This is a genomic window from Erythrobacter sp. (assembly GCF_039988855.1).
In the GTDB taxonomy this organism is placed as follows: domain Bacteria; phylum Pseudomonadota; class Alphaproteobacteria; order Sphingomonadales; family Sphingomonadaceae; genus Erythrobacter.
The window spans coordinates 1-19,701 of record NZ_JBDXIY010000002.1; the positions used below are offsets into that span (position 1 = coordinate 1).

Consider the following 19,701-nt stretch of genomic DNA (forward strand, 5'->3'; position numbering starts at 1 on the left):
GGTTAGCCTGCTGCAACGAGCTCTGGCTAAGGTTTGACCATCTAATGCGACCCGGATGGTCAGGCTTGGCCGAGGCGACGTAAGTCGCGGGGGCGGTTCCATCGGAGCCGCCCCCATTTATTTTAGGTCGAGTTTTTCGACAGCGCTTGCAGCTCTAGGCAGCGCTTGCGGCTCTAGGCAGCGTTGGCCTCGTCGTCGCCCGACGTGGAATCTTCGTCTGGAACTGCACTTAAAGTCGCGCCGCCGTTCACAGCGATTTTCTTCGGTTTCATCGCATCAGGAATTTCGCGGAGCAGGTCGACGACCAGAAGGCCATCTGCAAGCGCGGCGTTTTCAACACGGACATAATCGGCTAGTTCAAACCGGCGTTCAAATCCACGGTTTGCAATGCCAATATGCAGCATTTCAGCGCCTTCATCGACGTCTTCGCGCTTGCGACCTTGGACGGTCAGTAAATTCGCCTGCGCAGTGATATCGATATCCTGCGGGCGAAAGCCAGCGACAGCAAGAGTGATGCGGTAGCTGTCTTCGCCATTGCGAGCGATGTTGAAAGGGGGATAATTGTCGCCCGAGTTCAAGCGCGCTTGGCTCTCTAACATGTCGAACAGACGGTCAAAGCCAACGGTGCTGCGGCGATAGGGTGTAAAATCTAAACGTGACATAATGTGCAAATCCTCTTTTTTGAGCAATTTGTTTCAAGTGCAGGCCTGCGTTCGATGCAGCACCTGCGTGCATATGTTGCCATTGCACCTCCCAAGGCTGGCGAAATGCGGCAACACACACTAGTTAGGGGGCACAAACAGGCTTTCAAGAGGTCTTGATTGCCTCAAATGGGATTTGACGATGACCGCTCCAGTAATTGATATCTATACCAAATTTGGTTGCCCCTTTTGCGTTCGAGCAAAATATTTGTTCGATAAAAAGGGCGCTGCTTATAACGAATATGACATCACCATGGGCGGCGCCAAGCGCGATGAGTTGCTTTCAAGAGCGCCCCAAGCACGCACCGTACCTCAGATATTTATCGGCGACACATATGTCGGCGGTTCGGACGATCTGGCAGCGCTAGAGGCTAAGGGCGAACTCGACGCTTTACTGGCCGCTTAAGGCGTTCTGGCAATGCCCAAAATTGCCGTCTTGCAGATGACCTCAGGGATCGATCCCGAGGCGAATTTTGCGGTTATTGCCAATGCGGCTGAAGAAGCAGCTGCAAAGGGTGCGAAGGTTCTCTTCACGCCTGAAATGGCTCCACTGCTTGATCGTGATCGCAAGCGCGCTGGGCCTTGGATCGCGTCTGCTGCACCCCATTCGTTGGGAGACAAGTTTGCCGATATCGCTGACAGCAATGGTATCGATATTGCGATCGGCTCGATGCCTGTGGGTGCTTCCAATGGAAAATTTGCAAACCGATCATGCTACTGGACTGAGGGCGGCGGCGGTCCCGTAACTTACGACAAGATGCATATGTTCGATGTGGAGCTTGCCACTGGCGAGACATGGCGTGAAAGCAGCGCTTACGAGGCTGGTGAGTGGGTCGTGACGCTGGACGAAACGCCGGTAGGGCGTCTGGGTTTTTCCATCTGCTATGACATGCGTTTCCCCGCTTTGTTTGAGGCTTTAGGGCAACGTCAATGCGATGCCATCGCGGTTCCCGCCGCTTTCACAAAGCCTACTGGCGAAGCGCATTGGCATGTATTGCTGCGCGCAAGGGCAATCGAAGCGCAGGCCTTTGTGATTGCGGCCGCACAGGTTGGTAAACACGAAGACGGGCGCGAAACCTATGGTCACTCCCTCGTTGTGGACCCGTGGGGCGAAGTGTTGCTCGATATGGGCGGGGATGAGCCGGGTCTTGGTTTTTGTGACATTGACCTTGGCCGCATCGCCGAAGTCCGCGCCCAAATTCCAAGCCTTGCCAACAGGCGCGAAATCACCAATTACAGCGAACAATGATCGTATTTGACCTCAATTGTGAACACGGCCACCGTTTTGAAGGCTGGTTCAAGTCATCCTCTGCTTTTGAGGATCAGAAGGCGCGCGGGCTGGTGTCTTGTGCCGAATGCGGAACCACCACGGTCAGTAAAGCGCCTATGGCACCGGCTGTCCCGGCAAAGAGCAACACCTTGCCAGATTCCGGGCCAAATTCCGGGCCTGAGCGCGCCCCTCAAACGGATGTTCAGCCTCAGGCCGTTCCCGTTTTGGCGGGCAAAGAGGGGCAATCGGTTTCTAACGCACCGCCCCCTGCTGAGGTGAAAAAGGCGATGGAAGCTCTCGCAAAGGCGCAGGCTAAGGCACTTGAAAACAGCACTTATGTGGGCAAGGACTTCGCCAAACAATCGCGCGAAATGCACTATGGTGAGCGCGATGCGGAGGTAATCCACGGACAGGCGAGCCTTGAAGAAGCCAAGGAGTTGGTGAACGAAGGTGTGCAGGTCGCGCCTCTTCCATTTCCTGTGGCTCCACCCGAAAAGCTCAATTGATCGCTTAGCTCACCCTGCTATGGGAACAGTTGGCTGGTCCCGTAGCTCAGGTGGATAGAGCGTTGGATTCCTAATCCAAAGGCCACAGGTTCGAATCCTGTCGGGATCACCAGCATTTTTGTTTTGCGCGCGCCCATTCGGGCGCGCATCCTCGCTAGACTTCCTTCGCTACGCTTCGAAACCGCTGCGGGCGGGCGGTCGCCCTTGCGGACCTTCGGTTCCGGCAAAGTGACCACCTTCAAATTTAATACCCGCTGGCTTGCCCATCTTTGCGCATTTCTGTGCCGCCTGCGTAAACGCCGGTTTCTGGGTCAACCATGATTGCTTGATAGCCGCCGAACATAATGCCGTTTGAGACAACCTGGACATTGTGACCCATGGCGCGAAGGGCTTCGAGTGTGTCGGCAGGAATACCTGGTTCAACGTTCAACGTGCCCAGCGGATCAGCCGAAGGGCCTGCAAGCGCTTCGGTTGGTTGACGCCCACCATCATGGTTGATGCGCGCCGCATCGCCCGCTTCCTGAATGTTCATGCCATAGTCGACCATATTGATGAGGACTTGGACATGGCCCTGTGGCTGCATGCCGCCGCCCATCAGGCCAAGCGTCATAAACGGCTTGCCGTCCTTTTTGACGAAAGCAGGGATGATCGTGTGGAAAGGCCGTTTACCCGGTTCATAAGCGTTGGGGTGCGCGGGATCGAGGCTGAAGAGTTCACCGCGATCTTGGAGCATAAAGCCAAGTCCGTCTGGCACGAGACCGCCGCCCATGCCGCGATAGTTTGATTGGATGAGGCTCACCATCATGCCGTCTTTGTCGGTTACGGTGAGATAGGTCGTGTCGCCTTCACCCTCTAACTTGGGCTCTGGCGCCGGTTCACCCGGAGCAAATTCGGCCGTGGCTTTCGTTGGATCGATAAGAGCAAACCGTTCTTTGCCATATTCCTCCGTTAGCAATTCTTCAGGAAGAGCGGAAAAATTCGGGTCAGCATAGAAACGGGCGACATCAGCATAGGCGAGACGCTTTGCTTCGGTGATATAATGGATAACCTCTGGGCTGCCGCGTTCCCATTGGCGGAGGTCCACATTGCGCAAGATATTGACCATCTGAAGCGCTGCAAAGCCTTGTGAATTTGGCGGAAGCTCGCACAGCTCAAACCCGTCACGGTAACGCGCGCAGCCGACATCGACCCATTCGCTCTTGTGGCTTGCAAAATCTTCCATCGTGAAGGCCGAGCCTTGGCGTTGGAGATAGCTCACAATGGTCTGGGCGAGATCGCCTTCGTAAAACGCATCGCGGCCCTCGCGGCCTATGGTTTCTAGGGTGTTGGCAAGATCGGGGTTCTTAAATATATCGCCTGCTTCGGGCGCGCCATCGGCGAAATAGGTTGCGCGCGCATTGTCGAATTCAAACGGGGTCGTCTCAAGCCGCCGCGTGTAGGAACGCAGTGACCGGTCGAGATACATCGCGATGACAGGTGCCACGGGGTGCCCTTTACGCGCATATTCAACCGTGGGCGCAAGCACGTCGCTCATCGGCATTTTGCCAAATCGTTTGTGCATGGCGAACCAGCCATCGACGGTGCCCGGAATGGTAACGGGGAGGGGCCCGACGGGAGGCAGAGCGTCCGCACCGTCCAGCTTTTCCAGCAAATCATCAAGCGATTGCCCGCTTGGCGATGCGCCAGACCCATTGAGGCCGTAAAGTTGATCTGTTTTGGGATCATAAACGATCGCAAACAGATCGCCGCCAATGCCATTGCCCGTGGGTTCCATCAGGCCAAGCGCCGCGTTCGCTGCAATCGCTGCGTCAACGGCGTTGCCGCCTTCACGAAGAACTTGAAGCGCGATTTGGGTTGCAAGCGGGTGAGCCGTCGCTGCCATCCCATTCTCAGCATAAACAGGGCTTCGTGACCAATTGGCACCTACAGGACGCCCGCCTGCACCAATTTGTTCTTCAACCGGCTTGTTCGTCTCCGCAGCGATAGGTGTTGCAGCAAGAGCGAATAGCGAAACGGCAGCGGCAAGAATTCTCATGAGATTTCCCTCGAGTTTGGAACAGGGGTGGCGGCGGCCTTTTTGGCTCGCTTCTTTTTGGACTTAGCGAGATAGGGCAGCGCAAACAGATAGCCTCCGGTTCCCCACATTATGATGAGGATGATCCCCACAGGCAAGAAGACGTAAAGCTTGATCCAATCGGCAAACCAAGACCCATCATGGATAGCCTCGATTGTGTCTGAGCGTCTGTAAGCGACTTTGAGCACTTCCGCTGTGCTCGTATCGACTTGGACTTCCCATCCAGAATTGGCGCGCAGTTTGGCAATACCGCGGTCAACGCGCAGGTCGATACGGTCGATATCGGTCCATTCTTGAACGCCTGCCACAGGGTGAGTGCTCGCAGCCTCGACCATTTGCTCGTACGAAATGGTGGGAATGGTGCTTTCAACCGCACCGCGTTCGGTGCCGGGTTGGATCCATTCAATCTCTTTCTTGAGCATGAGCATTCCGCCAGCGACAAACATGATCGCAGCGGGAATGAAGACTGCAACGGAAAGCCAGTAGTGAACCTGACGAAACAAGCGTTTTGCGTTCATGGTCTCTCATGTGCAGCGGGGGCCGCCTTTGGGCAAGCCCCCGCTTGTTATTCAATGTTGGTCGTTAAGGTTTATGGAAGCGCGCTTCCGGCCACCCACGGTGCACCTGAAGATGCGAGTTCAGCTTCGAAGGCAGGAATGTCGCGTTCGACAAGGTCGCGCAGACGGTTGCGAATGTCCGTGAATTCCGCCTGAGTGTAGGCAAACTGGTCACGGTGCGTTTGTGTCGGGCCATAGGTTGAGGCGCTGACACCAAACATAACAGTGCCCAGACGGCTGCGAACCGTGGGTTGAGTGCGCTCTGCGATAGCATTGCGTGCCTGATTGCCATTCATCAACGCATCCAATGTGTTGGCCTCATTACGAAGCGCGGTTAGACGGTTGTCGAGTGCAGTCACATCACCCGCAGCACGGGAAACTGCGACAGTCATCAGATCAAGGCGTTCACGCGATTGTGCAAGCGTTGCCGCAGCAGCGGTTACAGAACGATCCATTGCCGAAATTTCAGCCCAGAAATCGCTGGCATCGGCTTGAGCTGGCAATGCGCCCTCACGAAGACGTTCGACGTTGAAGGACTGAGGAGCAACCAATTGGGTTGTCACTCCTCGGACACGTTTTGACAGTGAGACGGTGTATTGCCCCGGACTTACAAGGAAACCGCTGCCATCGTCATTCTCGCCCGGTGCCCGGGTGATCGCAGACTGGCTTGGGAAACGAAGGTTCCAATTGACACGGTGGAAACCCTTTTTGGTTGGGCCCTCGATGCGGCGAACCACATTTCCTGCGCTGTCACGCACAGTCAGTTGGATCGTTGGTTTCTCTTCCAGAATTTCCTGTGTGAGCGAGTTGAAACTAGGGAAGGGGTTATCCCCGCCACTCTCAGCAATGGGTTTCTCACGTTCTTGGCGGATGTCTTTGAGTGATTGGATGTCATCAGCCAGATAATAGGTGAAATTCGCACCAAATTCCGGATTGGGTGCACGGTAATAACCGTGACCTTGCGAACCACCGGGTGAAAAGGCGAGCGGGTGCTGTTCAATATACCACCACGCTTTGCGGCCGGGGAAAAGCATAGCCTCAGTTTCAAGGCTTGCCTCGCTAAGGCCGCGCAAAGGCGAGATATCGTCAACGATAAAGAAACCGCGCCCGAAACTTGCCGCGACAAGGTCATCTTCGCGGCGTTGTATTGTCAGATCGCGGAAGGCGATCGTCGGTGCATCGCCGGTCATCTTGACCCACTTCTGCCCTCCATCCAGGCTGAAGAACAGGGCAAATTCGGTGGCTGTGAAGAGCAGGTTCGGGTTCACGTGATCTTGGACAATGCGCCAGACAAGATGACGGTCTGGAATATTGCTCTTGATCGAAGTCCACGTTCGGCCGCGGTTGGTGCTCTTAAGCAAATACGGTTTGAAATCGCCATATTTGTGGTTGTCGAGCGCCACATAGACTGTGTTCGCATCGTGCAGATCTGCGCGAATGTCGTTCACATAGGCCGTTTCTGGAACGCCGGGCATGGACCCCACCTCGATCCGGCGCCATGTTGCACCGCCATCTTCGGTGACTTGAACCAAGCCATCATCCGTGCCGACATAGAGAAGGTTCTCATCCAGGGGGCTTTCTCCCACGTTCGCAATCGTATTGTATTGCGACATGGCAAGAAGATCCCAACCGGCATCCCAGCTATGTTGACGGCCTTGCACAGGTAGACGCAGACGGTTTTCATCGCGGGTAAGGTCCGGTGAAATTGCACGCCATGTGTCGCCACGATCATCCGAACGCCACAGGCGCTGCGACGCGTGATATACGCGCGTTGGTTCATGCTGGCTTACCAGAATGGGGGCATCCCAGTTCCACCGCATGAGAGGCTCACCGGGAGCCGCTTGCGGTTGGATATGGACAACTTCGCCTGTGATGCGATCAACACGCGCCAAGTTACCTTGTTGCCACTGGGCATACATGATGTTGGGGTTGCCGGGCTCTGTCGCGGATTGGTGGCCATCAGCGAACAGTGTGATGAACCAATCATCGTTGCGGATACCGTGACGGTTGTCCGTTCGTGATGGACCGCCTTGTGAGTTGTTGTCCTGTGTGCCGCCGTACACATAGTAGAACGGCTCAGCATCATCGACCGCGACTTTGTAGAACTGGGTCACAGGCAGATTGTTGATGAAACGCCATGTCTGTGTGTGGTCATAACTTTCATAAAGCCCACCATCAGAGCCAAACAGCAGATAGTCCGGATCATCGGCACGGAAGGCGAGCGCGTGATCATCCACGTGTTTCAGTTCATTATTGAGCGGTGCGAAAGTCTTGCCGCCGTCGTTTGAAATCTGCGACGTGTTCGACATCAAATAGATGCGGTCGAAGAAATGCGGGCTCGCATAAAGTTCTTGATAATAGTGAGGGCCGGTACCGCCAGCCACAGTATCAGACATCTTGGTCCAGCTCGAACCCCGGTCATCTGAACGCCAGATGCCGCCTTCGCGCCGGTCAAGCTCAATCGCTGCATAGACAATGTCAGGCTGCATTGGAGAAACCGTGATACCGATCTTGCCCATATTGCCATTTGGAAGCCCGGTTTTCAGTTCAGTCCAAGTCTCGCCGCCGTCTTCACTGCGCCAGATACCGCTTTCCGGACCGCCGCCAACATAGGCTGCAACCGTACGGTGACGTTGCCATGTGGTGGCATAGAGCCGGTCGGGGTTGCTGGGGTCGATCATCAAATCACCAGCGCCGGTGTGACCGTTGTCCGAAGAAAGCACTTGCTCCCAAGTCTCACCGCCATCGGTAGTCTTATAAACCCCGCGTTCGCCGCCAGCGCTCCAAATGGGGCCTTGGGCTGCGACCCACACGGTGTTGGAATCTTCCGGGTGAACAATGATCTTGCCGATACGCTCGGAGGCTTCGAGACCTTTTTTGGCCCACGTTTGACCCCCGTCTTCGGACAGATAAATACCGTCACCATAGGCGAGGTGGCGCCCGCCGTGGTTCTCACCCGTACCGACCCAAATCCTGCTCGGGTCACTTGGGTCAAGGCCAAGAGAACCAATGGAATAGGAGGTTTGTCCGTCGAATAGGCTTTTCCAAGTGGTTCCTGCATTCTCGGTCTTCCAAACACCGCCGGAACCGACCGCGATATACCAAGTCGCCGGATCGTCTTGGACGATCGCAATATCGGCAATTCGCCCTGACATGAATGCTGGACCAATGCCGCGCAGCTTAAACGCGTCGAACGTGCCGCTGGAAAGCGCGGGTTGATCTTCGTCGTCTTGTGCAAAGGCGACAGTCCCGAAACCGGAAACAGCCAAGCCCAGCGCAGCGAGAATTGTAAGGAAGAGTTTTTGTAGCGACATTCAGCCCCCCATTCGCAGGGCTCAGTCCCCCCACGACAGTGTAATCGACATTTGGCGGGAGACTCGAAGCCCCCCTCGCACACATGGGCTAAGCTTTGGACGCCCCTCTATCAACCAGAAAGAAAGGGACAACAAAGCGAGCCTTGTGAGCGCACTTACCAAAAAGGAGAACGAACTATTCTTAGCCTAGAGCGCAAGGAATTTCTGACGAGCGGTCAAGGAAACCAGACGAGCAACATGTGATGCGCGCGGCTTTCACCAAACAAAAAGGCGCTCGGCAATTTCCGTGGTTAGCGGCCAGATGCTAAAGATCGGACCGTTCGGAAATAGATGCCGTAGCGCCTTTTCATATATCGGTCGCTCTCACGAGCAGACCGGGGTGGCTTTGAGAACGTTCGGTTTTGGCCGGAGAGAAGAAGGGTTAGGTACTTCTGCTTTCGGTTCGTCCCGTAGCGAGCTCTTCACCTCTCTAGCCGGGACCACACTACAGCGCACTACCAAATACCTAGGGACTGCTACTTAGGATTTTTCCTTTTCACGGACACACGCATAAAATGACATCGCCAAACTGCCGATCGCCATCATGAGGACCAATACGCAAGTTCCGATCCATCCCCACCAATCATATACACTCGTGCCCAAAATGCTGCCCATCGCACCGCCAATGAACATCAAAACGACATAGCTTGTGCTAAGGCGGGTGCGGATTTCCGGGTCCAGAGACAGGAATGTCATGCGCCCCGTTACATCGACGGTGGGGCCAACTGCATTGATGATGATAAGCGGGATCAGAATCGTCCAAACATCCCATCCCAAGGGATAAAGCATCGCGATCCCGCCAAGCTGAACATAACTTACAGTGAGCCGGGCTCGCTTTGCGCCAATTCGATCGGCCCATTTCCCAAGGCGCGGGGTCATAAAGACGCTGACAACGGCAATTCCGGCCAGAAAGCCGACCGTATCAACGCCGTAACCCATTTCATCACTGGTGAGGTGAAGAGCAAGGCCCAGCCAGAGCGCGATGAAGCTGCCAAAGTTGAAGCCTTGGATCGTACCAGACAAAAGCATGTCGCGGTGCGATCTGGCCACGGTAAATACTGAGGCGAGAAGGGCGCCATAGCTTTCGTGTGGTTCTTGGGGGTCAGCGGAAATCTTTGGGCTTTCAAGCCGCATGATGAAGGGGAGAATGACACTCACAACCGCCATCAATCCGACCGCAACCCAATAAACGGTGCGCCAGCCGAATTGCTCTGCGACGATCCCAGCCCCAACTCGTGAAAACAAAACGCCGAATACCAGACCCGCAGTGAGAAGGGCCGTCACTTGTCCAAGACGTTCTGGCGCGACCCTTTTGGAGGCGAAAGCCGGGATCAGATAAGGCGCAATTGTGACAAAGCCGAGCAATGTTGAGGCGAGGGTGAACAGTGCAAAACTATCAGACAATGCCATTCCAAGTAGGCACACGCACTGCGCACAGACGAAAACAATCGTAAGGCGCCTGTTTGAATAACGGTCACCAAGCGGCAAAAGCAGGAATATTCCAAGTGCCAGGGCCAGTTGGTTTAACGCTGGCACAATACCGACTTCGGCTTTGCCCACGCCAAAGGCATCGGCGACTTCGCTGATGATCGGGTGGATGTAATATGCATTCGCGCATACGACCGAAATCGTCACCGCAAGCGCAAATTCCTGACGGCGGGTAAGATATGCTCGTGCTAGACTGGGTTGATCGACTTGGCTTGGTTCGTTGGTGCTTTCGATCAGATCACACCCGCTTTTTTGGCCATATCGATGACACCTTGCGCAAGTTCAATCGGACGGTCTTCCTGACAGAAGTGCCCGCAGGTTGAGAGCATGCCATGGGGTTGACCGTCCGCCCCGGCAATGTTGTCGATCAGCGGCTCAGCCAATCCGCCTGTTACCGGGTCATCCTCCCCGAAAAGGGTGAGGAATGGCTTGCTAAATCCGGCAAGCCCTTTCCACGCCGCTTTGTTTTGTTCGATGCCGTCCATACCATCTTCGACAGGAACTAAAGCAGGAAATGCACGCGCGCCTGCCTTGCTGGGTTCATCGGGGAAGGGCGCATCATAAGCGGCGACCTCTTCGGTTGAACGCTCAGTCGCTGTGGCGCGCTGCAAAAGTTCGCCAATCTGAAAGTCCGGAGAAGTTTTGGCGAATGTACGCCATGCAAGAAATGCGGGGGAGGGGGTGCCGCCGGTCGGAAGGAATGTGTTCGAGGCAACCACATATTGGAAACGTTCTGGCGCTTCGCCGACAAGGCGCAGTCCCAAAAGGCCGCCCCAATCCTGACAAAATAGCCCGGCATCCTGCGGGGCAACTGCATCGCGCCATTGGCCAAGCCAACTGATATGACGGTCATAGCTGTAGAAGCCGATGTCATCGGGCTTATCGCTTTTACCAAACCCAATTAGATCAGGCGCAAGGCACCTGAAACCTGCATCGACAAGCAACGGAATCATCTTGCGATAAAGGAAGCTCCAACTTGGCTCACCATGGAAAAGCAGGATGGTAGGCGCATCTTTGGGGCCCTCATCCACATAATGCATCCTTCCCGAGTGCCCATCACCCAAATCCACCGTTACCCAGTTTTCTGAGAAAGGATAATCAGGGATGTCAGCAAATCGCGAGAGGTCGGCGGATAAGACTTGCATTCAGTTGATCTCCTCAAACTTTGTTGGAGGTAAGTAGCACAGAAAAACCGATTGTGTTTGAATTTTGCATGGCCGCCGTCTTATGGCTTTCATGAATTGATTGATCGACGATTTTGGGATGCGCTAAATGCAAGAAGAGAGTGAAGACTTAGCCGAAATTCGTCGTTCAGTGCGCGCATTGTGTGAAGATTTCCCCGGTGAGTATTGGCGGGCCAAAGATGCAGCGCGTGAATATCCGGGCGAATTTGTTGATGCTTTGACCAAGGCCGGGTTTCTGGCCGCTCTTATCCCGACAGAATTCGGTGGAAGCGGGCTTAGCCTCAATCAGGCTTGCGTTATCATGGAAGAGATTCAGGCCACCGGTTGCAACGGCAGTTCAGCCCATGCCCAAATGTACATCATGAATACGCTGCTGCGGTACGGCTCTGATGAGCAGAAGGCGCAATACCTGCCCCGCATCGCCTCTGGGGATTTGCGCCTGCAGGCATTCGGCGTGTCAGAACCCACTAGCGGTACAGACACGCTAAGCCTTAAAACCAAGGCAGTGCGAGAGGGCGAGGAATACGTCATCTCTGGTCAGAAGATATGGACAAGCCGCGCGGAACATTCTGACCTTATGCTTCTTCTTGCCCGCACCACACCACGCGAAGAAGTCGCCAAGAAAACCGAAGGCCTCTCAATCTTCCTTGTGGACATGCAAGAAGCGCTCAAAAATGGGATGAGCATTAAGCCGATCCGCACAATGATGAACCATTCCTCGTGCGAGGTGTTCTTTGACGATCTGCGTATTCCAGCAGGCAGCCTTGTCGGCGAAGAGGGCAAGGGCTTTCGCTACATTCTATCCGGGATGAATGCGGAACGCATCCTAATCGGGGCAGAATGCATCGGCGATGCCAAATGGTTCATCGAGCAGGCCAAATCCTATGCCAGTGACCGTAATGTGTTTGCGCGGCCCATCGGCCAGAACCAAGGCGTTCAGTTTCCTATTGCCCGCTCCTATGCGCAAACCTGCGCAGCGGAGCTTATGGTTCAACATGCAGCCAAAGTGTATGATGAGGGCGGCAATCCGGGTGCAGAAGCCAATATGGCAAAACTCCTCGCATCAGAAGCAAGCTGGGCTGCTGCGGATATGTGCGTCCAAACCTTTGGCGGCTTTGGGTTTGCCGAAGAATACGATGTTGAGCGCAAGTTCCGGGAAGCACGGCTCTATACGGTCGCACCCATTTCAACCAATTTGATTTTGTCCTACCTCGCAGAGCACGTGCTAGGTTTGCCGCGCTCATATTGACAAAATTTGGACTATTTACCGCAAATTGCTCTTCTTGAGCGCATTTCGCTTGCAAGCCTTGGTTAACTATGATTCTGTGCATGTGGACTAGGGGAACGGGCCAAATGCGCAAACAGCCAAAAGAACACGTAAAACAAAGCTTCGCGCTTGTTTTGCTTGTTGTGCTTACAGTTGGCGCGATTGCCGGACCAACGGGTCTTTTGGCATGGGCTGAAAATTCTGAAGTCTTGTCGGAACGCGAAGCACGCATCGCAATGCTTACAGAAAAACGCAGCGCGCTTAAGAACCGAGTGAACCTGCTTGACCCCAATGGGGCTGATCCAGATTTGGTTGGCGAGCTTGTTCGCAAGGACCTTGGCGTGCTTCACCCAGATGAGATTGTCGTCACACTCGAAGACGAATAAGCAGTTTTGATGCCTCATTGGTTTTGCGTAATCCGAAAAATAACCATTCTGGTAATTTAGCACCTATTCGAGCCCCTTGCCGTTGCGTAACCTTACTGGTGGTGACTATAGCATTCTCGAGACGATCACTGGGGTGAAATCCAAGAGTGGTCGATTAAGAGAAAAGGGATCTCCACTTGGCCAAGAAACCAACCTCGAAGAAAGCCGTCGCCAAGAATGCGCCTGCTGCGCCTGCTGCGCCTTCTGACGATACAGATTTCATCCTTCATTCGCTGCAAGACGAATTTGAAAAAGCAAAGAGCTTTGCGGCCAATGATGAGCAGATGCTGGAATTCTATAAGCAGATGCTGCTTATCCGCCGTTTCGAAGAAAAGGCGGGCCAGCTTTACGGTCTTGGTCTGATCGGCGGCTTTTGCCACCTTTACATCGGCCAAGAAGCGGTTGCGATTGGGCTCCAATCGGCGCTCGATAATGATAAAGACAGTGTGATTACCGGTTACCGCGACCACGGCCACATGCTTGCCTACGGGATTGATCCTAAGGTGATCATGGCGGAGCTTACCGGACGCGAAGCGGGGATTTCGAAGGGCAAGGGCGGGTCGATGCACATGTTCTCGACCGAGCACAAATTCTACGGCGGGCACGGCATTGTTGGTGCTCAGGTCGCGCTCGGCGGTGGCCTCGCGCTTGCTCACCAATATAACGAAGATGGCGGACTTTGCCTTGCGTATTTCGGTGATGGCGCGGCCAACCAAGGTCAGGTGTACGAAACTTTCAACATGGCCGCTCTTTGGAAACTTCCCATCGTATTCGTGGTCGAAGACAACCAATACGCCATGGGCACGGCCAGCTCTCGTTCTTCGGCGGAAACCCGGTTCCATCGGCGCGGTACAGCTTTCCGCATTCCCGGCATGGAAGTGAACGGTATGGACGTTCTCGAAGTGAGAGCCGCAGCTGAGGTTGCATTCAAGCACGTTCGTGATGGGAAAGGCCCCGTCCTTATGGAGTGCAACACGTACCGTTATCGCGGGCACTCGATGTCAGACCCAGCCAAATATCGCACACGCGACGAGGTTCAGGAGCAGCGCGAGAACCATGACCCGATTGAGCGGCTTAAGAAGAGCCTGATCGAAGGCGGGCATGATGAGGCGTCGCTCAAGGCGATAGACAAGGATATCCGCAGAACCGTGACGGAAGCAGCAGACTTCTCAGAAAGCTCGCCAGAGCCAGTTCCGGGCGAACTCTACACTGATGTCTTGGTGGAGGAGTATTGATCGATGGCTATTGAACTCAAAATGCCCGCGCTCTCCCCTACGATGGAAGAAGGCACGCTTGCCCGCTGGCTCAAAGCTGAAGGCGATACGATTGAACCCGGCGATATTATCGCGGAGATCGAAACCGACAAAGCAACCATGGAATTCGAAGCCATCGACGACGGGGTTCTTTCCAAAATCCTCGTGCCTGAAGGCACTGAGAATGTCGCCGTCGGCACGGTGATCGCCCATATGGAAGGCGAGGGCGCAGAGGCTGCTCCAACGCCGGCCCCCGCAGCCGCTCCTGCGCCAACACCGGCGCCGGCAGCTGCACCGGCCGCTTCGGCTCCAGCACCAATGGTTCGTGCAAACGACCCGGCAATCCCTGCTGGTACAACATTCACACCGACCACTGTGCGCGAAGCTTTGCGTGACGGGATGGCCGAAGAAATGCGCGCGGATCGACGCGTGTTTGTGATGGGCGAAGAAGTTGCCGAATACCAAGGCGCTTACAAAGTTACGCAAGGGCTACTCGATGAATTTGGGCCCAAGCGCGTAATTGACACACCCATCACTGAATACGGCTTTGCTGGGATCGGTTCAGGCGCCGCGATGGGCGGGCTTCGTCCTATTGTTGAGTTTATGACCTTCAATTTCGCGATGCAGGCGATTGATCACATCATCAACTCTGCTGCCAAGACCAATTACATGTCCGGCGGCCAGATGCGCTGTCCAATCGTGTTTCGCGGGCCCAATGGCGCCGCTAGCCGCGTTGGCGCTCAGCACTCACAGAATTATGGTCCGTGGTATGCCAGCGTGCCGGGCCTGATCGTGATTGCGCCTTATGATGCCTCTGATGCGAAAGGCTTGATGAAAGCTGCTATCCGTTCAGAGGACCCTGTTGTGTTCCTTGAAAACGAACTCGTTTATGGCCGGAGCTTTGACGTACCCGACCTTGATGATCACGTGCTACCTATCGGTAAGGCGCGGATCATGCGCGAAGGTAAGGATGCAACTATTGTCACCTATTCCATCGGCGTAAGTCTTGCGCTTGAGGCTGCGGAAACGCTAGCGGCAGAAGGCATTGATGCAGAAGTGATCGACCTTCGTACCTTGCGTCCGCTCGACAAAGAAACCGTTCTTAAGAGCCTTGCCAAGACGAACCGACTTGTGATCGCTGAGGAAGGGTGGCCGACGTGTTCCATCGCTTCTGAGATCACGACAATCTGTATGGAAGAAGGCTTTGACGACTTGGATGCACCCGTCACCCGTGTCTGCAACGAAGACGTTCCGCTGCCCTATGCGGACAACCTTGAAAAACTGGCGCTGATTGACGCACCTCGCATTGTCGAGGCGGTCAAAAAGGTTTGCTACGTTTAAGTGATTGGTGAAGGGCAGTGCGATGGCTGCCCTTCTTACTAGACCGCGCGGTCTGCGGAGTACAGGTCGCAGTCGGCAACGGGCACAGCAACAGGTCGTTGCCTTAGTCCTGTAAGATCGCGTGTGTCGCGAATGTTGAATGCGGCAGAATATCCCATTTCTTCGCTAGCGAAGATTTCAAAGGGCGTTATTGATTCATAGGTATATGCGACCTCTACATACATGACGGCTGTCCCAGAACTAGCCGTCACCACTTGCCCGGGCCGCCCCATGCCAGGAAAGCTCGTCCCGCTTGCCCCGGTTCCTTCGGTGCCATACTGCGAATCAAACTGCTTCGCACCGCGGCAACGCTGCCATGCAATCCATTGCCCACCATCGGAATTCTGTTGCAGGCTTGAGATAACAATCCGCCCACGTTCAAAGATATCAAACCGTTCGCCTAATCGCTCGGCCCCTACTAGCGTGCCAGTTATATCGTCTTCGAAGACAACTTTTGCTGCTAATTGCGTTTCACCCACGCGTGCTGCGTTATCGGCTACTTGCATCGCAATCTGGCTGATTTGCATATGGGTAATTGCGTAATTGGCGGTCTCAACACCAAGCAGGCCCAAGCTAAGCACAAGCGGAGCGGATAGGGCAAACTCTACAAATGCAACAGCAGAGTTATCCTTGCGAAGCTTGCGCATTGAACGCGCTGCTGATCCGAGCCATTTGGCAGGTTTTGAAGCAGAATACGTCACACGCAATTTCCTTCCGGCGCTTCTAAAACGGCCTGTTCGTCAAATGGTTGGTTCCGCAGCACAGTCGATGCTCGGATTTCAACTTGGTCAGACAGGCCGATTAGGTTGGCTACTGGGAAGAGACGGTCATATCTAACTATCGCGGTGAACAACACCGCATCACGTGCACCGCCGATCCCATCAAAGCCGCGGTTGGCATCCCACTGCCCATTGTTGTTATAGTCCACAAAGGGTTCTCCGTTGTTACAGAGTCCGTCCGCGTTGATGTCATCGTACTCTTCTTCTTCACCGATATCTTCAAACTCAAAGTGTGAGAGTTTGTTCAATTGAACGGTTGCGTCACCTGGAAGAACATTGCCGATCTGATTGCGCACTGCAGCGTCGATAGCGGCTTCGTTTTGAAACGCAGTTTGCAAAGTCAGGTCGCGGCCTGCTTTTTGCATTACGCCATTAAGTAGCGCGTTACTGTATTGGGTATGACCGGCATCAAAGACCCCCATAACCAGGATCATTAGAACCGGAGCAATAATCGCAAACTCGGTGAGTGTTGCGCCCGTCTGATCGCGCAAGAGCGCGTGGAAGAATGGTCGTTTGATCATTTGGTCAACCTCAGAGCGGCGATGGTCTTGGCGATTTCCTCGAAACGGTCTTCGAGTTGGCTGCTGTTGGCTGCCGCGAAGGCACGGCCGGGGGTCGCACATTGCAACAGGTTAGGCGGCACAATGGGATCGCCTGATGAGTCCGTGAAAGTTTCACCAAAAGCAACAACCCACAGCGTGATGTTCTTGTTCCTAATCGCAGTGCAAATCGCTTGGAGACGCGCATTATGGCGCGCAACGGCGGTTGTACTCACATTGCCGTTTCCGTTCACTGTGCCAAACGACCTGTCAGAATCGGGCCTGATCTTTTGGTCCAGTTGGTGCGGGCCATAAGCCGAATCAGCGAAGACTTGCGCGGTCATCTCACCGTCGGTCATAAAGATCAGATGACGTGAAATTGCGTTTCCACCTGGTGCAGCCGCATTTTCAGAGGCAAATATGCCATCTGGTGAAATCATGCGGCCACCCCACAACAATCCAACATTGTGGATGGTGGTGCCGCCAGGTTTGAACCCGTTTGCCTCAGACAAATAGGTTGTGATCTCGCTGAGAGAGCTAACCTCCCTGAGTTTTTGTGCGCGGACTGTTGGGCATTCCGAGAACGATCCGATTGTCGGCTTGTCCTCTTCCGATTCTAGATTGGCGAGCTGCCAGTTCGCATGAGAACTGCTGAGCCCATCGGGATACCGCATACGAACGAGGCTTGGGAGAGAAGGCCCCCATTTCTCATCATCGCTACTCGGCACGAGATCGATGTTGATGTCATGCGCACCTGCGGGGATGGGGTCGAAATCACCCGGATCAATGTTATTGTCGATTGTATTGTGAAGAATACAACCATTCCAATTGTGTGTTTCGTTGGCAAATTCGTGGCCTGTATTCGTCGTCACCGGACCACCATAGGCACCCGCCACATCAACGGGGAGGCGGCCATATTCCCATACGAACGCCCGTTCCTCTTCATCGGTGATTGTGACCGTTGCCTCTGCAAGATACTCATCTCGGAAGAAGAACATATTACAACGATCTGAGCCGCTATTGTATGTTCCGTTACTCGCTGAGAGAGCCAAAAACGTCACTGGGCCAGTGTATTCCCTGACACGGACACCGTTATTGATCGTATCCGATACGAGAGTCAGATCGTCTAGATCGTGCCTTACATATCTGTTGTTGTTCGTTGGCGGGCCGTCCGGTGGATCGAAGAAGATGTCACGACAATCATCAATGGACGGAACGAAAGCCTCAACGTTCTCAAGACCACTTAACCGCGTAAAGCTTCCCGAAATCGCCCCGCCGGTCCGCTCAATGCTAGTGCTGGTATTAGTTTGCGAAAGCACCGTGCCGATATTGCCCAACCCTCGCCGTGTCGAGTAAGTAAAGGTATCGGCCATCCATTGCGGTTGCATAACGTCACGTAAATTGACCTCTGCGGCATATGGTACAAAGCCATATCTAACCTGAGCACCATCAGAAGTGGTCTGATCGACGATCGTGTAGAACGATTCCACCGCCGAACGCAGGTTGTCGATACGAGAATCCGAGCATGACGAACCGCATGATGAGCCGTCAGCCCTGTTGCGCATCGAACCGGTGATATCGAGCACCATCATTACATCGGTGTCGGAGATATTGATATCGGCCTGACAAGTGACGTTGAGATCGAACTCTTCGAAGCCAAAGGCTCCCATGATTGTTGTTGGCAACTTGGCGTCGGCCGACCCTAACACTTCGCCGTCGTTTGTGCCGGAATAGCTTTGTGTCAGGTTGGTTGTACCAAACTGACCGGTGGCGAAATTGTTGACGAAGAAGTTGTCGCCAATAGTACCATGGGCCGATTGACTGAAGTTATTTCCAGCCATCGCGCGCCGCGCAGCCAATGCGCCCGCATCACACGCCGCTTGAAGGCGCGATTCAGCCATGTAGTAGCGGCTCGCATCAACTCCGCCCCCAATCATTGCCATCACAGGCACTAGAGATGCAGCAGAAATCGCGAGCGTATTGGCGGTCGCATCTTTCGCTAGTCTGCGAAAGAACGACATGCTTTTTAGATCTTGCTGGCTCATTTGCCGGTGTCCTTCGTGATCGATTTACGGGCGCAGAAGCGCAAAATTTATCTATTGGAACAGGCTTTAGACCACCGCTGGTAAGCAGTTTGCGAAGTAAGGTGGTTAACAAGATATTGAAAGTTGGGGTCGGCCTTAACCTTTGTCGTCACCTTACACCTTTGAGGGCACCGGCTTGACAAATCGGCAGTCTCGCCCCCTATGCGTGACTGCGATGACCCCGCCCTCAACAGACATATTGCCGCCCGAAATTCAGCTTGCTTTGGCTTATGCGAGTTCTGACTACCGTGATGCGTTAAGGATTTTCTTTGACCTCGATTTGCGATTGGCGCGCATTGTGGCGGGCACCAATGAACCGATGTTGGGTCAAATGCGCCTGACATGGTGGCGCGAAACCTTGGCAAAGCCGATTGATGAACGTCCCAATGGTGACGCAGTGTTGGAGGCGATTGGCCAATGTTGGGCTGGGCGCGAGGGATATCTGATCAAACTTGTAGAAGGTTGGGAGAGACTTCTCGCCGAGCCGCCGTTGAGAGAGGATGACGCGCTGTTCTTCCTTGAGGGACGGCGCGATACTCTCATGGCGGCTTTTGATAAATACGCCGGCCCCGAAGCCAAACACGGCACCTACGCTCAACCTGCATGGTGGTGGACCTGTGCAGATGTTGCAGCAAATATAACTGACGATACAGAACGGGCGATGTTTGTAGAGCTAGGGCTTCGGCATGAGCCAATCATTGATCGCTTGCCCAAACCTGATCGCGGCCTTGCTGTCCTTGGTGCCATCGCGCACCGAGCTCTCAAAAATGGCGGGCGCCCCTTAATGGAAGGCCGCGGCGCTTCTGTCACAGCAATAAGAGCGGCTATCTTCAGACGGTAA

At 54.4% G+C, this 19,701-nt stretch carries 17 protein-coding genes and 1 tRNA gene; 9 read left to right on the plus strand and 9 right to left on the minus strand.

The window, feature by feature from the left end; translation table 11 throughout:
• Positions 1-173: 173 nt before the first annotated feature.
• A complete protein-coding gene (locus ABJ205_RS01065; protein ID WP_348156974.1) occupies positions 174-662 on the minus strand; it encodes an Hsp20 family protein in 489 nt (162 codons plus the stop codon).
• A 181-nt stretch (positions 663-843) separates the two neighbouring features.
• On the opposite strand from ABJ205_RS01065, the gene grxC reads away from it, so the two are divergent.
• From grxC to ABJ205_RS01085, 4 genes are all read left to right on the plus strand, one after another.
• Positions 844-1,107 (plus strand): glutaredoxin 3, encoded by a 264-nt coding sequence (grxC, locus tag ABJ205_RS01070; protein WP_348156975.1) that lies wholly within the window; start codon positions 844-846, stop codon positions 1,105-1,107.
• Between the two features lie 12 nt (positions 1,108-1,119).
• Positions 1,120-1,950: a carbon-nitrogen hydrolase family protein gene (locus ABJ205_RS01075; RefSeq protein ID WP_348156978.1), complete on the plus strand. Its 831-nt coding sequence runs from the start codon at positions 1,120-1,122 to the stop codon at positions 1,948-1,950.
• Positions 1,947-2,477 carry a DUF1178 family protein gene (locus tag ABJ205_RS01080; protein ID WP_348156981.1) on the plus strand — a complete coding sequence of 177 codons (531 nt, stop codon included), beginning with the start codon at positions 1,947-1,949 and terminating at the stop codon, positions 2,475-2,477. Before ABJ205_RS01075 ends, ABJ205_RS01080 begins: the two co-directional genes overlap by 4 nt.
• A gap of 35 nt (positions 2,478-2,512) precedes the next feature.
• Positions 2,513-2,589: transfer RNA gene (locus ABJ205_RS01085), tRNA-Arg, on the plus strand.
• Between the two features lie 132 nt (positions 2,590-2,721).
• On the opposite strand, the gene ggt is transcribed toward ABJ205_RS01085, so the two are convergent.
• The 5 genes from ggt to ABJ205_RS01110 form a co-directional block, all read right to left on the minus strand.
• Complete coding sequence (ggt, locus tag ABJ205_RS01090) at positions 2,722-4,512, minus strand: gamma-glutamyltransferase (protein ID WP_348156984.1); 1,791 nt, start codon at positions 4,510-4,512, stop codon at positions 2,722-2,724.
• Positions 4,509-5,069: a PepSY-associated TM helix domain-containing protein gene (locus ABJ205_RS01095; protein ID WP_348156987.1), complete on the minus strand. Its 561-nt coding sequence runs from the start codon at positions 5,067-5,069 to the stop codon at positions 4,509-4,511. The genes ggt and ABJ205_RS01095 overlap by 4 nt, the downstream gene beginning before the upstream one ends.
• A gap of 71 nt (positions 5,070-5,140) precedes the next feature.
• On the minus strand, positions 5,141-8,422 hold the full coding sequence (locus ABJ205_RS01100; RefSeq protein ID WP_348156990.1) for a glycosyl hydrolase: 3,282 nt from the start codon (positions 8,420-8,422) through the stop codon (positions 5,141-5,143).
• Positions 8,423-8,941: 519 nt separating this feature from the next.
• Positions 8,942-10,096 (minus strand): MFS transporter, encoded by a 1,155-nt coding sequence (locus ABJ205_RS01105; protein WP_348156993.1) that lies wholly within the window; start codon positions 10,094-10,096, stop codon positions 8,942-8,944.
• A gap of 86 nt (positions 10,097-10,182) precedes the next feature.
• Positions 10,183-11,094, minus strand: a complete 912-nt coding sequence (locus ABJ205_RS01110; protein ID WP_348156996.1) for a haloalkane dehalogenase — start codon at positions 11,092-11,094, stop codon at positions 10,183-10,185.
• 127 nt (positions 11,095-11,221) lie between these two features.
• Here ABJ205_RS01110 and ABJ205_RS01115 point away from each other — a divergent pair, with 127 nt between their 5' ends.
• The 4 genes from ABJ205_RS01115 (at position 11,222) to ABJ205_RS01130 (ending at position 15,419) form a co-directional block, all read left to right on the plus strand.
• On the plus strand, positions 11,222-12,382 hold the full coding sequence (locus ABJ205_RS01115; protein WP_348156998.1) for an acyl-CoA dehydrogenase family protein: 1,161 nt from the start codon (positions 11,222-11,224) through the stop codon (positions 12,380-12,382).
• 104 nt (positions 12,383-12,486) lie between these two features.
• Positions 12,487-12,786: a septum formation initiator family protein gene (locus ABJ205_RS01120; RefSeq protein WP_348157001.1), complete on the plus strand. Its 300-nt coding sequence runs from the start codon at positions 12,487-12,489 to the stop codon at positions 12,784-12,786.
• Between the two features lie 176 nt (positions 12,787-12,962).
• A complete protein-coding gene (pdhA, locus tag ABJ205_RS01125) occupies positions 12,963-14,060 on the plus strand; it encodes a pyruvate dehydrogenase (acetyl-transferring) E1 component subunit alpha (protein WP_348157004.1) in 1,098 nt (365 codons plus the stop codon).
• A 3-nt stretch (positions 14,061-14,063) separates the two neighbouring features.
• On the plus strand, positions 14,064-15,419 hold the full coding sequence (locus tag ABJ205_RS01130) for a pyruvate dehydrogenase complex E1 component subunit beta (RefSeq protein WP_348157006.1): 1,356 nt from the start codon (positions 14,064-14,066) through the stop codon (positions 15,417-15,419).
• A gap of 38 nt (positions 15,420-15,457) precedes the next feature.
• Here ABJ205_RS01130 and ABJ205_RS01135 read toward each other — a convergent pair whose 3' ends face one another.
• The 3 genes from ABJ205_RS01135 to ABJ205_RS01145 are packed head-to-tail and all read right to left on the minus strand — an operon-like array spanning position 15,458 to position 18,821.
• Positions 15,458-16,159: a hypothetical protein gene (locus tag ABJ205_RS01135; RefSeq protein WP_348157009.1), complete on the minus strand. Its 702-nt coding sequence runs from the start codon at positions 16,157-16,159 to the stop codon at positions 15,458-15,460.
• Positions 16,156-16,758: a TadE/TadG family type IV pilus assembly protein gene (locus ABJ205_RS01140; RefSeq protein ID WP_348157012.1), complete on the minus strand. Its 603-nt coding sequence runs from the start codon at positions 16,756-16,758 to the stop codon at positions 16,156-16,158. The genes ABJ205_RS01135 and ABJ205_RS01140 overlap by 4 nt, the downstream gene beginning before the upstream one ends.
• Positions 16,755-18,821: a pilus assembly protein TadG-related protein gene (locus ABJ205_RS01145; RefSeq protein WP_348157014.1), complete on the minus strand. Its 2,067-nt coding sequence runs from the start codon at positions 18,819-18,821 to the stop codon at positions 16,755-16,757. The genes ABJ205_RS01140 and ABJ205_RS01145 overlap by 4 nt, the downstream gene beginning before the upstream one ends.
• A gap of 214 nt (positions 18,822-19,035) precedes the next feature.
• Between ABJ205_RS01145 and ABJ205_RS01150 the strand changes: the two genes are divergently transcribed.
• On the plus strand, positions 19,036-19,701 hold the full coding sequence (locus ABJ205_RS01150) for a hypothetical protein (RefSeq protein WP_348157017.1): 666 nt from the start codon (positions 19,036-19,038) through the stop codon (positions 19,699-19,701).

What these genes read in the sequence shown, in the direction of transcription:
- ABJ205_RS01110 (WP_348156996.1), bottom strand. Translation starts at nt 11,094, where the DNA reads ATGCAAGTCTTATCCGCCGACCTCTCGCGATTTGCTGACATCCCTGAT.
- ABJ205_RS01095 (WP_348156987.1), bottom strand. Translation starts at nt 5,069, where the DNA reads ATGAACGCAAAACGCTTGTTTCGTCAGGTTCACTACTGGCTTTCCGTT.
- ABJ205_RS01150 (WP_348157017.1), top strand. Translation starts at nt 19,036, where the DNA reads ATGACCCCGCCCTCAACAGACATATTGCCGCCCGAAATTCAGCTTGCT.
- ABJ205_RS01065 (WP_348156974.1), bottom strand. Translation starts at nt 662, where the DNA reads ATGTCACGTTTAGATTTTACACCCTATCGCCGCAGCACCGTTGGCTTT.
- ABJ205_RS01115 (WP_348156998.1), top strand. Translation starts at nt 11,222, where the DNA reads ATGCAAGAAGAGAGTGAAGACTTAGCCGAAATTCGTCGTTCAGTGCGC.
- ABJ205_RS01140 (WP_348157012.1), bottom strand. Translation starts at nt 16,758, where the DNA reads ATGATCAAACGACCATTCTTCCACGCGCTCTTGCGCGATCAGACGGGC.
- ABJ205_RS01130 (WP_348157006.1), top strand. Translation starts at nt 14,064, where the DNA reads ATGGCTATTGAACTCAAAATGCCCGCGCTCTCCCCTACGATGGAAGAA.
- ABJ205_RS01080 (WP_348156981.1), top strand. Translation starts at nt 1,947, where the DNA reads ATGATCGTATTTGACCTCAATTGTGAACACGGCCACCGTTTTGAAGGC.
- ABJ205_RS01100 (WP_348156990.1), bottom strand. Translation starts at nt 8,422, where the DNA reads ATGTCGCTACAAAAACTCTTCCTTACAATTCTCGCTGCGCTGGGCTTG.
- ggt (WP_348156984.1), bottom strand. Translation starts at nt 4,512, where the DNA reads ATGAGAATTCTTGCCGCTGCCGTTTCGCTATTCGCTCTTGCTGCAACA.
- ABJ205_RS01075 (WP_348156978.1), top strand. Translation starts at nt 1,120, where the DNA reads ATGCCCAAAATTGCCGTCTTGCAGATGACCTCAGGGATCGATCCCGAG.
- grxC (WP_348156975.1), top strand. Translation starts at nt 844, where the DNA reads ATGACCGCTCCAGTAATTGATATCTATACCAAATTTGGTTGCCCCTTT.
- ABJ205_RS01120 (WP_348157001.1), top strand. Translation starts at nt 12,487, where the DNA reads ATGCGCAAACAGCCAAAAGAACACGTAAAACAAAGCTTCGCGCTTGTT.
- ABJ205_RS01145 (WP_348157014.1), bottom strand. Translation starts at nt 18,821, where the DNA reads ATGAGCCAGCAAGATCTAAAAAGCATGTCGTTCTTTCGCAGACTAGCG.